The organism is Amycolatopsis mediterranei, from assembly GCF_026017845.1.
GTDB classification, from domain to species: Bacteria; Actinomycetota; Actinomycetes; order Mycobacteriales; family Pseudonocardiaceae; genus Amycolatopsis; species Amycolatopsis mediterranei.
In genome coordinates, this window is the sequence record NZ_CP100416.1 from 5,694,523 (window position 1) to 5,707,594 (window position 13,072).

The 13,072-nt window shown below is 72.2% G+C and carries 14 protein-coding genes; 5 read left to right on the forward strand and 9 right to left on the reverse strand.

The annotated features are described in order from the left end of the window. Nucleotides 1-2 precede the first annotated feature (2 nt). Nucleotides 3-704: an SDR family oxidoreductase gene (locus tag ISP_RS25465; RefSeq protein ID WP_013226718.1), complete on the forward strand. Its 702-nt coding sequence runs from the start codon at nucleotides 3-5 to the stop codon at nucleotides 702-704. Here the strand turns inward: ISP_RS25465 and ISP_RS25470 are convergent. Both ISP_RS25470 and pafA read right to left on the reverse strand, forming a co-directional pair. After that, nucleotides 701-1,726: a WD40/YVTN/BNR-like repeat-containing protein gene (locus ISP_RS25470; RefSeq protein WP_013226719.1), complete on the reverse strand. Its 1,026-nt coding sequence runs from the start codon at nucleotides 1,724-1,726 to the stop codon at nucleotides 701-703. The two genes, ISP_RS25465 and ISP_RS25470, sit on opposite strands and share 4 nt — an antisense overlap. A gap of 89 nt (nucleotides 1,727-1,815) precedes the next feature. Continuing rightward, nucleotides 1,816-3,174: a Pup--protein ligase gene (gene pafA, locus ISP_RS25475; protein WP_013226720.1), complete on the reverse strand. Its 1,359-nt coding sequence runs from the start codon at nucleotides 3,172-3,174 to the stop codon at nucleotides 1,816-1,818. Nucleotides 3,175-3,317: 143 nt separating this feature from the next. Between pafA and ISP_RS25480 the strand changes: the two genes are divergently transcribed. Together ISP_RS25480 and ISP_RS25485 are read left to right on the forward strand one after the other, a co-directional pair. After that, nucleotides 3,318-4,799: a bifunctional phosphatase PAP2/diacylglycerol kinase family protein gene (locus tag ISP_RS25480; protein ID WP_013226721.1), complete on the forward strand. Its 1,482-nt coding sequence runs from the start codon at nucleotides 3,318-3,320 to the stop codon at nucleotides 4,797-4,799. A 102-nt stretch (nucleotides 4,800-4,901) separates the two neighbouring features. After that, nucleotides 4,902-6,137, forward strand: coding sequence for an alpha/beta hydrolase (locus ISP_RS25485; protein WP_013226722.1), 1,236 nt, complete (start codon nucleotides 4,902-4,904; stop codon nucleotides 6,135-6,137). 462 nt (nucleotides 6,138-6,599) lie between these two features. Here ISP_RS25485 and prcA read toward each other — a convergent pair whose 3' ends face one another. The 4 genes from prcA to dop all read right to left on the reverse strand — a co-directional run bounded on the left by prcA (nucleotide 6,600) and on the right by dop (nucleotide 10,195). After that, nucleotides 6,600-7,394: a proteasome subunit alpha gene (gene prcA, locus ISP_RS25490; protein WP_013226723.1), complete on the reverse strand. Its 795-nt coding sequence runs from the start codon at nucleotides 7,392-7,394 to the stop codon at nucleotides 6,600-6,602. A gap of 52 nt (nucleotides 7,395-7,446) precedes the next feature. Beyond that, entirely contained in the window at nucleotides 7,447-8,301 is an 855-nt protein-coding gene (prcB, locus tag ISP_RS25495; RefSeq protein WP_013226724.1) for a proteasome subunit beta, read from the reverse strand. Nucleotides 8,302-8,411: 110 nt separating this feature from the next. After that, nucleotides 8,412-8,606 (reverse strand): ubiquitin-like protein Pup, encoded by a 195-nt coding sequence (locus tag ISP_RS25500; protein WP_013226725.1) that lies wholly within the window; start codon nucleotides 8,604-8,606, stop codon nucleotides 8,412-8,414. An 86-nt stretch (nucleotides 8,607-8,692) separates the two neighbouring features. Next, complete coding sequence (gene dop, locus ISP_RS25505) at nucleotides 8,693-10,195, reverse strand: depupylase/deamidase Dop (RefSeq protein ID WP_013226726.1); 1,503 nt, start codon at nucleotides 10,193-10,195, stop codon at nucleotides 8,693-8,695. A 41-nt stretch (nucleotides 10,196-10,236) separates the two neighbouring features. On the opposite strand from dop, the gene ISP_RS25510 reads away from it, so the two are divergent. Next, nucleotides 10,237-10,755, forward strand: a complete 519-nt coding sequence (locus tag ISP_RS25510) for an NUDIX domain-containing protein (protein WP_013226727.1) — start codon at nucleotides 10,237-10,239, stop codon at nucleotides 10,753-10,755. Here the strand turns inward: ISP_RS25510 and ISP_RS25515 are convergent. The 3 genes from ISP_RS25515 to ISP_RS25525 all read right to left on the reverse strand — a co-directional run bounded on the left by ISP_RS25515 (nucleotide 10,746) and on the right by ISP_RS25525 (nucleotide 12,684). After that, complete coding sequence (locus tag ISP_RS25515) at nucleotides 10,746-11,348, reverse strand: hypothetical protein (RefSeq protein ID WP_013226728.1); 603 nt, start codon at nucleotides 11,346-11,348, stop codon at nucleotides 10,746-10,748. The two genes, ISP_RS25510 and ISP_RS25515, sit on opposite strands and share 10 nt — an antisense overlap. Nucleotides 11,349-11,416: 68 nt before the next feature. Next, nucleotides 11,417-12,352, reverse strand: a complete 936-nt coding sequence (locus ISP_RS25520; RefSeq protein ID WP_013226729.1) for an aldo/keto reductase — start codon at nucleotides 12,350-12,352, stop codon at nucleotides 11,417-11,419. Further along, nucleotides 12,349-12,684: a hypothetical protein gene (locus ISP_RS25525; RefSeq protein ID WP_013226730.1), complete on the reverse strand. Its 336-nt coding sequence runs from the start codon at nucleotides 12,682-12,684 to the stop codon at nucleotides 12,349-12,351. The genes ISP_RS25520 and ISP_RS25525 overlap by 4 nt, the downstream gene beginning before the upstream one ends. 47 nt (nucleotides 12,685-12,731) lie before the next feature. Here ISP_RS25525 and ISP_RS25530 point away from each other — a divergent pair, with 47 nt between their 5' ends. Further along, complete coding sequence (locus tag ISP_RS25530) at nucleotides 12,732-13,070, forward strand: ArsR/SmtB family transcription factor (protein WP_013226731.1); 339 nt, start codon at nucleotides 12,732-12,734, stop codon at nucleotides 13,068-13,070. Nucleotides 13,071-13,072: the final 2 nt, after the last annotated feature.

Below are 13,072 nucleotides of genomic sequence, written 5' to 3' on the forward strand. Positions count from 1 at the left end.
GTATGGATGATCGCGTTCTCCTCGTCACCGGTGCCTCCCGCGGCCTCGGCGCCGCCACCGCCCGCCTGGCCGCCGCCTCCGGGTTCAAGGTCGCCCTCGTCGCCCGCAAGGCCGAATCCGTCACCCCTCTCGCCGCCGAACTCGGCGAGGACCGGGCGCTCGCGCTCGGCGCCGACGTCGGCGACTGGCCGAGCATCGCCGCCGCCGTCGACGAGACCGTGGCGCGGTTCGGCCGGCTCGATGCCGCTTTCGCCAACGCCGGCATCGCCGTCGGGACCTCCTTCTTCGGCGACGACGACGATCCCGACCCGCGCGCGTGGGAGCCCATGGTCCGCACCAACGTCCTCGGTGCCGCCTACACCGCCCGCGCCGCGCTGCCCGCGCTCCGGGAGTCGGCCGGTCACCTGCTCCTCACCGGGTCGGTCGCCGGCCGCTACATCCGCAACGCGAGCCTGTACTCCGTGACGAAGTGGGCCGTGACCGGGATGGCCGGCGCGATCCGCGAGGAGGCCGTCGGCACCGGCGTGCGGGTCACGCTGATCAACCCGGGCATCACCGACACCGACATCCTCACCGACGAGCAGCGCACGAAGCCGATGCTGACCGCGGACGACATCGCCCGCGCGGTCCTCTACGCCCTCCAGCAGCCGCCCTCGGTCGACGTCAACGAGATCATGGTCCGCCCGACCGGCCAGGTGCTCTAAAAGCCCAGGCGGGCGACGCGGCCCTGGGCGCCGCTCGCCCAGCAAGCGGCCCCGGCGCAGTCGACGCTGTCGAAGCTGCCGGTGTCGAACGCCGTCCAGTGCCGTCCGCCGTCCGGGCTGTAGTCGCTGCCGCCCGGACCGACCGCCAGCACCATCCCGCCGCGCCAGGCCAGCCCGGAGCGGTACCCCGCCGGGTACTGCGGCGGTGTCCGCCAGGTACGGCCGCGGTCCCGGCTGAGCGCGACGGCCGGGCCGGGCGCCGTCGGGTTCGCGTAGTCGCCACCGATCGCGACGCCCTGGGACGGCGAGCGGAAGGCCAGGGCGAACACGCCCGCCGACGGGCTGCTGGGCAACGGCGTGTCCGACGCCGTCCAGTGCCGGCCGCCGTCACCGGAGTGCAGGACGCGGGCGGTCGCGCCACCGCCGGTGGCGAGCCAGGCGTCGAACGGCCCGGCGGTCGTGACGCACTGGCCGCTGGCCGCGAACCCGGCCTCGCCGGGCAGCGCGGGCGGGAAGCCGCTGTCGGGCACCGGCTGCCAGCTGCGGCCGCCGTCGAAGGTGGCCTGCACCCGGAACCGGCCGTCGACGGGGTCACTCATCGCCAGGCCACGCCACGGGTCGAAGAAGGCGAGGCAGTCGTAGAACGCCGCCGCGTCGGTGTTCTGGAACGTCTGGCGCCAGTGCGCGCCGCCGTCGTCGGTCCGGTAGACGCGGGAGTCGGTCCCCGGCCCGATGGAGAGGATCACGGCGTGGTCGGCGTCGAAGGCCTCGATGTCGCGGAACTGCAGCGTCTCGGTCCCCGTCGGCCCGACGGAGGCCCAGGTCCGGCCGCCGTCGACCGTGCGCAGGACGGTGCCCTGCGTGCCGCTGACCCAGGCGACCCGGGCACTGACCGCGGACAGGCCGCGGAACTGGGCGGTGACGCCGGTCGGCTCGAGCTCCCACGCCGGCCGGTGCTCCCCCGCCGACGCCGGAGCCGCGAGCGAAACCAGCAGAGCGAGCACGAGCAGCACGACACGCATGCGGCCGATCTTGCCGCACCCGGCGCGCGACTTTCGTCGGGAACGCCGAAGGGGACGCCCGGCGTGGACGTCCCCTTCGGCGGTACCGGCTAGAGCGAGCTGATCAGGCGTTCCACCCGCTCGTCGACCGAGCGGAACGGGTCCTTGCACAGGACCGTGCGCTGGGCCTGGTCGTTCAGCTTCAGGTGCACCCAGTCGACGGTGAAGTCGCGGCCCGCGGCCTGGGCGGCGGCGATGAAGTCGCCGCGCAGCTTCGCGCGGGTCGTCTGGGGCGGGGTGTCCTTGGCGGCTTCGATCTCGCCGTCGTCGGTGACCCGGCGGACCAGGCCCTTGCGCTGGAGCAGGTCGAAGATGCCCCGGCCCCGGCGGATGTCGTGGTAGGCCAGGTCGAGCTGAGCGATGCGCGGGCTGGACAGGTCCAGGTCGTGCTTGTGCCGGTAGCGCTCGACCAGCCGGTGCTTGATCGCCCAGTCGATCTCGGTGTCGATCTTGCCGAAGTCCTGCTGCTCGACCGCTTCGAGGGCCCGGCCCCACAGCTCGACGACGCGCTCGTTCGCCGCGGTCGTGCCGTTGTCCTTGATGTGCTGCACCGCGCGGGCGTGGTACTCGCGCTGGATGTCCAGTGCCGAGGCCTCGCGCCCGCCGGCCAGCCGCACCTGGCGGCGGCCGGTGAGGTCGTGGCTGATCTCGCGGATGGCCCGGATCGGGTTGTCCAGGGTGAAGTCGCGGAACTGGACGCCGGCCTCGATCATCTCGAGCACGAGGTTCGCCGAACCGACCTTGAGCATGGTCGTCGGCTCGGCCATGTTCGAGTCGCCCACGATGACGTGCAGCCGCCGGTAGCGCTCGGCGTCGGCGTGCGGCTCGTCACGGGTGTTGATGATCGGCCGCGAGCGGGTCGTGGCGCTGGAGACGCCCTCCCAGATGTGCTCCGCACGCTGGGAGAGGCAGTAGACCGCGCCCCGCGGGGTCTGCAGCACCTTGCCGGCGCCGCAGATGAGCTGGCGGGTCACCAGGAACGGGAGCAGCACGTCCGCGATCCGGGAAAACTCCCCCGCCCGGGTCACCAGGTAGTTCTCGTGACAGCCGTAGGAGTTGCCCGCCGAGTCGGTGTTGTTCTTGAACAGGAAGATGTCGCCGCCGATGCCTTCGTCGGCGAGCCGCCGTTCGGCGTCGACCAGCAGGTCCTCGAGGATCCGCTCACCGGCCTTGTCGTGCGTGACGAGCTGGACCAGGTCGTCACATTCGGCCGTCGCGTACTCGGGGTGCGAGCCGACGTCGAGGTAGAGCCGCGAGCCGTTCGACAGGAACACGTTGGAGGAGCGTCCCCACGACACGACCCGCCTGAACAGGTAGCGCGCCACCTCGTCGGGCGAGAGCCTGCGCTGTCCGTGGAAGGTGCACGTGACCCCGAACTCGGTCTCGATGCCAAAGATCCGCCGCTGCATTCCACCAGAGTAGGCGCTGCACCCCCGTCGACGGTGCGCCGTTCGGGCGTCGACACGCCCCCAGTACGCCACAGACGGTGAAATCTCCCCGAATCAGGCACGATTGGAGCACAGCTCTTGACGACGTGCGGAAGGCGGACTCCTTGTCACACCAGCTCATCCGGGCCTTCCGGCGGGTCGGCCGGACCGACCGCGCCCTGATGCGCCGCAGTGCCGCGCTGCCCGCCTCGAAAGCCGACGACGCGCTGATGACGTTGTCGAGATCGGCGAACAAGTCCCGCCTGTGGTGGGGGGTCGCCGCGCTGCTGGCCACCCGCCAGGGCGAGACCCGCCGGGCCGCGCTGCGCGGGGTCGTGGCGATCGCCGGGGCCAGCGCCGCGGCCAACCTGATCGGCAAGCCGCTGTTCCCGCGCCGCCGCCCGGCCGAAGAAGAGACGCCGATGCGTCGCCGCCTGCGGAAACGGCCCACGTCCTCGTCCTTCCCGTCCGGCCACTCCGCGTCCGCGGCGGCCTTCGCGACGGCGGTGGCGATGGAGTCGCCGCGGGCCGGGCTCGCCGTGGCGCCGCTGGCGCTGGCCGTCGCCTACTCGCGGGTCCACACCGGCGTGCACTGGCCCTCCGACGTGGGCGTCGGGCTGGGCATCGGGGTCGGCGTGGGCCTGGCCACCCGGCACTGGTGGCCGCTGCACGACGACGTCCCGGGCCGCACGGCCCACGACGCCGACGCGCCCGAGATGGTCGACGGCGAGGACATGCTCGCCGTCGTCAACCCGAACTCCGGCGTGGCGGGCCAGGACCCGACCGAGGACGTCAAGTTCGCCTGGCCCAAGGCCACGCTGCTCTACCCGGACCCCGAGCAGGGCCTGCGCGCCCAGCTCGAAGCCGAGATCGACGCCCGCGGCACGATCCGCGCGCTGGCCGTCGCGGGCGGGGACGGCACCGTCGCCGCGGTGGCCTCCGTCGCCGCCGAGCGCGACCTGCCGCTCGCTCTGGTCCCGGCGGGGACGCTCAACCACTTCGCCCGCGACGTCGGCGTCAGCTCCATGCCCGACGCCGACGCGGCGACCGAGGTCGGCAACGCGGTCCGCGTCGACCTGGGCGAAGTCGAGATCGACGGCACCGGCGACGCGGACCACCGCTGGTTCGTCAACACCGCCAGCCTCGGCGGCTACCCGGAGATGGTCCGGCTGCGGGAGAAGCTGCAGGAGAAGCACCCGAAGTGGCCTTCGGCGGCGATCGCGCTGGCCAGGACGCTGCGGCACGCCAAGCCGCTGACCGTCCGGCTCAACGGCAAGCGCACGCAGGTCTGGCTGCTGTTCGTCGGCAACGGCACGTACGCGCCGAAGGGGTTCGCCCCGAGCCGGCGCCCCGCGCTCGACACCGGCCTGCTGGACATCCGCTACCTGCGCGCCGACCTGCCCTACTCCCGCGCCCGGTTCCTGCTGGCCATGATCACCCGCAGCCTCGCCGCCAGCCACGTCTACCAGGAGCTCGACCTGCCCGAACTGGACGTCGAGCTGCTCGACGGCAACCGCCGCGTCGCCACCGACGGCGAGGTCGGCCCGCTCGGCAACCGGTTCAGTTTCCGGTCGCGGCCCCGTGCCCTGACGCTCTACCGCCTGTGAGGTTGCTTTACCTTCTCTCAACGAACCCACAGGCAGTTCCCGCTAGCTTCGCGACCGAGTTGCGGGCACTCCTGCCCGCGGCCAGGGGCGAGCGGGGATTCGATGGACGGGCACGGCCTGGCGAGCGTCATCCACCGGGCCGCGAGCGATCCGGTGCTGCCGGGTGACGTCACCGCCCGCGCGCGTGACCTGGGCCCGCTCGAGTCGCCGCTCATCTGGCTCGGCTTCGCCTCGGCCGCCGTCGCCATCCTCGCCGTCGTGGTCGCGCTGTGGTACCGCCGCCGCGTCCGGCGATGGGGGTTCACCGCCTTCGGCGTGCTCCTGCTGCTGGCGTCGGTCACCGCGCTCAACAGTTACGTCGGGTACGTCCGCACCTCCGACGACCTGGCCCGGCTCCTCCAGCGTGGCCCCGGCGTCGTCAACCTCGCCGGCCGCCTGCTCGACGACGGCAAGGAGGCCCCCGAACCGTCGTCGGGCTCGTCGCCGGATTCGTCTTCGGACTCGTCGTCGTCCGCGCCGCACCGCGGCGCGGGCTCGGCGGCCGCCGGGCAGCGGATCGACGTCGTCAACCTCCCCGACCCGGCCCACGGAGTCCCCTCGGGCAGCAACTACGTCATCCTCCCGCCCGGCTACGACAGCGACCCCACCCGCCGCTACCCGGTCGTCTACCTGATCCACGGCTACCCCTTCGGCGGCCCGCGCGACTGGCTCACCTCCGGCGACGCCCCCGGCTCGCTCCTGGCGCTCCAGCAGGCCAACGTCATCGCGCCGATGATCGTGGTCAGCGTCGACCTCACCGCCGGCAACCCCAGCACCGACTGGGAGTGCCTGAACATCCCCGGCGGGCCGCAGCTGGAGAGCTACCTGGCCGGCACCGTGGTCCCGGCCGTCGACCAGCGTTACCGCACGCTCGCCGACCGCACCCACCGGGCGCTGGGCGGCATGTCCGGCGGCGGCTTCGGGGCGCTCAACATCGGCCTCCACCACGTCGACGAGTTCGCCACCCTGGTGATCGCCCTGCCCTACGACGACCTCAACGACTCGGTCGGCATCCTCGACGGGAACCGAGCCGCCATCGTGGCCAACACGCCTCGCAAGTACCTGCCGACGATGAAGTTCCCGGCGCCGATTTCGGTGATGCTCGCGGTCGGGACCGGTGCGCCGACCGATGTCTCGACGGCGCGCCGCATTGCTGATGCTCTGCATGCTCGGGGGCAGGAGGCGGTGGTGCATGCTGAACGGGGGTTCAACCACACCTGGCACACTGCTCGGGCTACTCTGCCGTATCTGCTGGCTTTTGCTGACCAGAACTTTCGGACTTCTCCTGCTACGTCCTGAGCTCGGCTGGAGCTTCTGCCGGGGTTGGCCCTGCCGGAGTAAGCCGTGTCGAGGTCGGTTGGCCCTGCCGGATTCTTCCCGCCGGCCCGAACGCCGGATTGTTCAGCGGCCGTCAGGCCGTGTCAAGGCGGGAAAGCGTGCCTTGACACGGCCTGGCGGCCGCTGAGGCGGCTGCGTATCGGTCGGCAGGGGGGTGTGACCGGAGGGCGGCCTCGGCTGTGGCTTTCCGCGCGTTCCTCACCCGCGGCTGACCTGAGCGAAACAAGAGCGGGGGGGGGGGGGGGCCCCCCCCCCCCCCCCCCCCCCCCCCCGGCTGGCGGGGCCGGGGGGGGGGGGGGGGGGGGGGCGGGGGGGGCGGCGGGGGGGGGGGGGGCCGGGGGGCCCCCCCCGGGGGGCCCCCGCCCCACACCCCGGGGGGGGGGGGGGGCCCCCCCCCCCCCCCCCCCCCCCCCGCTTCCGTCGTCAGTCGCCTTCGGGCTTGCTCTCCGGCTCCTCGCCCTGGGGGTCCGGGACCGGGAGGAGCGTGTCCAGCGCCGTGCCCGTCAAGCGGCGGAACGAGCGGCGGGGGCGGTCGCGGTCCAGGACCGCCACCTCCAGCTTGATCGGGTCCGCGTCGCCGTTGCCGTTCGCCGATGCGTTCGCCGATGAAGCCGACGAGCCCGCCGAAGTCGTCGATGGGGCCGGCTGGGTCGGCGTTCGCAGCGCCGCCACCGCCACGCCCAGGGCCGCCTGCAGGTCCAGGCCGTCCTCGAACGTCTCCTTCAGCTTGGCCGCGATCTTCTCGTTCTGGCCGCCCATCACGATGTACTGCGGCTCGTCGAAGATCGAGCCGTCGTAGGTCAGCCGGTACAGCTGGTCCTCCGCCGCGCTCGCGCCGACCTCCGCGACGCAGACCTCCACCTCGAACGGCTTGAGCTGCTCGGTGAAGATGCTGCCCAGCGTCGCCGCGTACGCGTTCGCCAGCGCCCGGGCGCTCACGTCACGCCGGTCGTACTGGTAGCCCTTCAGGTCCGCGTGGCGGATGCCCGCCACGCGCAGGTTTTCGAACTCGCTGTAGCGCCCGACCGCGGCGAAGCCGATCCGGTCGTAGATCTCGGAGACCTTGTGCAGCGTCGCCGACGGGTTCTCCGCCACGAACAGCACGCCACCCGAGTACTTCAGCACCACCACGCTCCGGCCGCGCGCGATGCCCTTGCGCGCCAGCTCGGAACGCTCCCGCATCAGCTGCTCGGGAGAGGCATACAACGGCATCGTCACGGTGTGCGCTCCAGGTCTTTCGGTGTTCCAACGTTCACTGGTCCGGCTCCGGTCAGGACAGCCGGCGCTGCTGGCGCTCGATCCGCCCGGCCACCACGGCTTCGGCCACCGCCGCCGTCTCGGACTCCGACAGCTGCACGGCGCCGCGCTCGGCGGTGATCGTCACGACGCTCGGGAAGATCCGGCGCACCAGGTCCGGGCCGCCCGAGGCGGTGTCGTCGTCCGCTGCGTCGTACAGCGCCTCCACTGCGACGCGCACCGCGCCCTCGACGTCGGCGTCCGGGTCGTGCAGCTTCTTCAGCGCGGACTTCGCGAACAGCGACCCCGAGCCGATGCCCGCGTAACCGCCGTTCTCCTCGTAACGCCCGCCCGCGGCGTCGTACGACACGATCCGCCCGGCGTGCTTGGCGTCCTCGGCCTCCAGGTCGTACCCGACGAACAGCGGGATCGCCGCCAGCCCGGCCATCGCCATCTCGAGGTTCGCCTTGACCATCCCGGCCAGCTTGTTCGTCTTGCCGTCCAGCGACAGCGAAACGCCCTCGATCTTCTCGTAGTGCGCCAGCTCGACCGCGTACAGCCGCACCATCTCCACGGCCAGCCCCGCCGTGCCCGCGATGCCGACCGCCGAATACTCGTCGGTGACGTGCACCTTTTCGATGTCGCGGCTCGCGATCAGGTTCCCCGACGTCGCCCGCCGGTCACCCGCGATCAGCACACCGCTGGCGAACGTGCACGCGACGATCGTCGTCCCGTGCGGGATGCCCAGCTCAGCCGCGCCCGGCGACACGCGCCGCTCGGGCAGCAGCTCCGGCGCCTGCACGCGCAGGAAGTCCGAAAACGACGACGTCGCCGAGGAGAAGTACGCCGCAGGCAGCGCGGGACCCGAGATGCCCCTGGTGTTGTCCATACGTGCTCAAAAATCCCATCTGTGCGGGCCGGAGGCCCCGCGCGCAGGACGCCACGCGGAACCCCGGCCGCCGGCTGAACGGTCGGCAAGGGCGCAGTGCGCCCGAGCGGCTATTCGCCGCCCTTCTGCACGTAGGCCCGGACGAAGTCCTCGGCGTTCTCTTCGAGCACGTCGTCGATCTCGTCGAGGATCGTGTCCACGTCCTCGCCGAGCTTCTCGCGCCGCTCCTGACCCGCCGCGCCGGTGTCGTCGAACTCCTCGTCGGAGTCACCACCGCCGTGCTTTTCGATCTTTTCCTGGGCCATCTCGCCTCCCGGTGTGGCTGATGTTTCCTAGCCTACCCAGCGGCCCCGACATTCGGGGTCACGCCGCGATCGCTGGTGCGTCCCGCCTAGTCCGAACCGGTGAGCGCCTCCACGAGCTCCTCCGCCGTCGCCGCGTTGTCCAGCAACTTGCCGACGTGCGCCTTCGTGCCCCGCAGCGGCTCCAGGGTCGGGATCCGCACCAACGACTCCTTGCCCACGTCGAAGATGACCGAATCCCACGAAGCCGCCGCGATCGACGTCGCGTACTTCTCCAGCGCCCGGCCCCGGAAGTAGGCCCGCGTGTCCGACGGGGGTGTCGTCACCGCGGCCAGCACCTCCTCCTCGGTGACCAGCCGCTTCATCGACCCGCGGGTGACGAGCCGGTTGTACAGGCCCTTCGCCAGCCGCACGTCCGAATACTGCAGGTCGACCAGCCGCAGCCGCGGCGCGCCCCAGGCCAGGTTGTCCCGCTGGCGGTAGCCCTCCAGCAGCCGCAGCTTCGCCGGCCAGTCCAGCCGGTCCGCGCACTCCTGCGGGTCGCGCGCCAGGGCGTCCAGGATCTCGCCCCAGACCCGCAGGACCTCCTTCGAGGCCTGGTCGGCGCCGGTGCGCTCCAGGTTCTGCGAGGCGATCTCGTGGTAGGCGAACTGCAGGTCCAGCCCGGTGTACTTCTTGCCGTTGGCCAGCGCGACCTGCGTCTTCAGCGTCGGGTCGTGGCTGATCTGGTGCACCGCTTTGACCGGCTCGTCGAGCTTCAGGTCGTCGAACCGGATGCCCGACTCGATCAGGTCCAGCACCAGCGCCGTCGTCCCGACCTTCAGGTACGTCGAGTACTCCGACATGTTCGCGTCGCCGATGATGACGTGCAGCCGCCGGTACTTGTCCGCGTCCGCGTGCGGCTCGTCGCGGGTGTTGATGATCCCGCGCTTGAGCGTGGTCTCCAGGCCGACCTCGACCTCGATGTAGTCCGCACGCTGGGAGAGCTGGAACCCGGCCTCTTCGCTCTGCTGGCCGATCCCGAGCCGGCCCGAGCCGGTCACCACCTGGCGCGAAACGAAGAACGGCGTCAGCCCCGCGATGATGGCGGTGAACGGCGTCGACCGCGCGCACAGGTAGTTCTCGTGCGTGCCGTAGCTCGCGCCCTTGCCGTCGACGTTGTTCTTGTACAGCTGCAGCTGCGGCTGACCCGGCACGGAAGCGGCCTTCATCGCCGCTTCCTCCATCACCCGCTCGCCGGCCTTGTCCCAGATGACCGCGTCCCGCGCGTTCGTCACCTCGGGTGCCGAGTACTCCGGGTGCGCGTGATCGACGTACAGCCGCGCCCCGTTGGTGAGGATGACGTTCGCCGCCCCCAGGTCTTCGACGTCCGGGTCGTGCCCCGGGCCGCTCGGGCCGGTCAGGTCGAACCCGCGCGCGTCCCGCAGCGGGCTCTCCACCTCGTAGTCCCACCGCGCCCGCCGGGCGCGCGGGATGTCGGCCGCCGCCGCGTAGGCCAGCACGACCTGGGTGGAGGTGAGTACCGGGTTCGCCGTCGCGTCGCCCGGCACGGAGATGCCGTACTCGACTTCGGTTCCCATGATCCGCCGCATGTCACCACCCTACGGGGTCGTCCTAGTGGAACGATGCACCCATGCCAGGCAGTGACGAACTCGTTGCCCTCTATGACCAGGCCGGCTCGGTGGTCGGCACCACCCGCCGCGCCCGCCTCCGCCGCGAAGGCCTGTGGCACGCCGCCGGCGTGGTCCTGGTCCGTTCGGGTGACGGAAGCGCGGTCTACGTGCACCTCCGCACGCCCGGGAAGGACGTCTTCCCCTCCACCTGGGACTGCTGGGCCGGGGGCGTGGTGGCCGCCGGCGAGACCCCGGCCGAGTGCGCCCGCCGCGAACTCGCCGAGGAACTCGGTGTCCAGGGAGTGGAACCCGTGCCCCTGTTCACCACGGTCTACGACGACGGCCGCAACCGCTGCCACAACTTCGCCTTCGAAGTCCGCTGGGACGGCCCGATCCACCACCAGGCCGAGGAGATCGTCGAAGGCCGCTGGATCACCCTGGCCGAGCTGCGGGCCTGGGTCGACGACCCGGCTCCGGAGCTGCCCTTCATCCCCGACGGCCGCGAAGGCGTCCAGGAATGGTTCCGCCGCTACGGCTGAGCAGCCAGCTTCGCCGTCATCGCGGGCAGCAGGCGCTTCGCCGCGTCGATCGCCCGGGCCTCCGTGCTCGCCGAGACGGTCAGCTCGGACACCAGCGTTCCCTTGGCCAGCAAGACCGTGCAGGTCTTGCCGTCGCACCAGGCCTGCTGCCGCTCGACCCCGGATTGGACCGGGACACTCACCGTCTTGCCCGCGCACTCGTTTTCCGCGACGGCCCGGGCGGCTGATCGGTCCGGGAACACCACGACGCGGTGGCTCAGCACCGACCCGCTGGCATAGCGCCAGGTCGCGGTCCGGCTGCCCGCCGACGGGCCGTCCGCCAGGCACCCCGCGGCCCCACCCGAGCCCGGCTGGACGCCTTCTCCGGCGACGTCGGCGTCGGACAGCAACGCCTGCGCCGCGTCCACGCCCGGATCGGGTGCCGCCGTCGTCGCCGGCGCCGCCGCCTTCGCGGGGCTCACCGGGGTTTCCGTGGGTGCCGGAGTGGTCGAAGACGTGGGGACCGGATCGTCGTAGTACGTCTCGAGGTTGTCCGGGTCGGGCCCGTCGCAGCCCGTGAGGCCGACCAACGCGACCGCGGCCAACGCGACCACCTGCCGATGACGCACCTGCTCCGGCCTCCCGTCGTCCGTGGCGTGCCTGCGAAGGGTAATGCAGCCCCTCAGTCCCACTCCAACGAGGACCGGTGTCGCCAGTACGCCCCGGGCTCCTCGGCGAGCGCGGCCAGCGCATCCCGTTCGGCCGCGGTCAGGTCCACCGCCGTGGCCTGCAGGTTCGCCGCGAGCTGCGCCGGGCTCGCCGGGCCGATGACCGCCCGGTCCGCCCAGTGGTTCGCCAGCACCGCGGCCACCGCGACCGCGTCCGGCCCGGTCCCGTGCGCGGCGGCGATCTCCCGGACCGCGGCCGGGGCTTCGACCGCCAGCCGCCCGTTGGCCAGGGTTTCCTTGACCAGCACCCGGTTCCCGGCGGCGTGCGCCGCAGCCAGGGCCGGCCCGGCGGACGGCTCGAGGACGTTCCACGTCGACTGCACCGCCGAGAACACCGGCCGCCCGGCCACTTCCAGCGCGAACGCCCGCTCGATCGCGTCCGCCTGGGCCGGCCCGGACGTCGAAAACCCGACCGCGACCCCGTTCGCGGACAGCTCCGCGAGGGCTTCGAGCAACGGCTCGTCGGCGAAGAGCGGACTGTCCACAGTGAGCGAATGCACCTGGTAGAGGCCGACCCGATCCCCCAGCAGCGCCAGGGTTTCCGCCCACTGCGTGGCGAATCGCGCCGCCGAGTGCTCCTTCGCCTCGTGCACGTCGGCGTCGAGCCGCCACTGTCCGACGTAGGCGTAGCCCCATTTGCTCGAGATCTCGACGCCCGGGTGCCCGCGCTCGGCGAGCCAGCCGGCCAGGAACTCCTCGGAGCGCCCGTAGGAGCGGGCGACGTCGACGTGCCGGACGCCCGCGGCGTAGGCGTCGTCGAGCACCGCGAACGTCGCCGCGCGCATCGAAGCGACGTCCCGCACCGGCGGCAGCGCCCCCTCCCGCCCCAGGTTGATGTACGCCGGACGGCCGAGCGCCGCCAGGCCGAGGGCGATGCGGTCGACGCTCATGCGGTCTGCTTGTGCCGCAGGATGGCCAGCCACTGACCCGCGGTCTGGGCTTGGCGGTGGAGCTTCTCCAGGCGCGCGGCCGGGGCCCGGACGTAGCCCTTGCCGAAAACGGGGGCGATCTGCCGCAGGCTGGCGCCGCCTTCACGGGCCGCGAGCAGCAGCCAGTCCGAGGCGTCGGCGCAGGCCGCGGACGCGCGGCGCAGCTCGCCGAGCATGTCGATGAGTTCCTGGGCGCTCACCTCCCCCGCCTCGACGGCGGCGGCCGTCGTCTCCAGCCAGGCCAGGACGGCGGTTTCGGTGATGGGCGCGCGGGGCCGGGTTTCTTCCGTCACGCCGGTGAGTATAGGTCGTTATACGCCGATATACTGGTAGCGACACCATGATGACGCGCACCGGATCCCAGGTCGAGGTCGAGCAGTTGCTCGACGTGTTCAAGGCGCTCGCGAACCCGGTGCGGCTGCAGGTGCTGCGGTGGCTGCGGGATCCCGAGCGGCACTTCCCGGTGGACCGGGCGATCGCCGACCCGGTCGAGGTCGGTGTGTGCGTGAGCCACATCCAGGAGAAGCTGGGGCTCGCGCAGTCGACCGTGTCGGCGTACATGGCGCTGCTGCAGCGCGCCGGGCTGGTGCGCGCGACCCGCGTCGGCAAGTGGACGCACTACAAGCGGGACGAAGCCCGGATCGCCGAGCTCGTCGCCACCCTCGGCCGCTCTCTCTGACC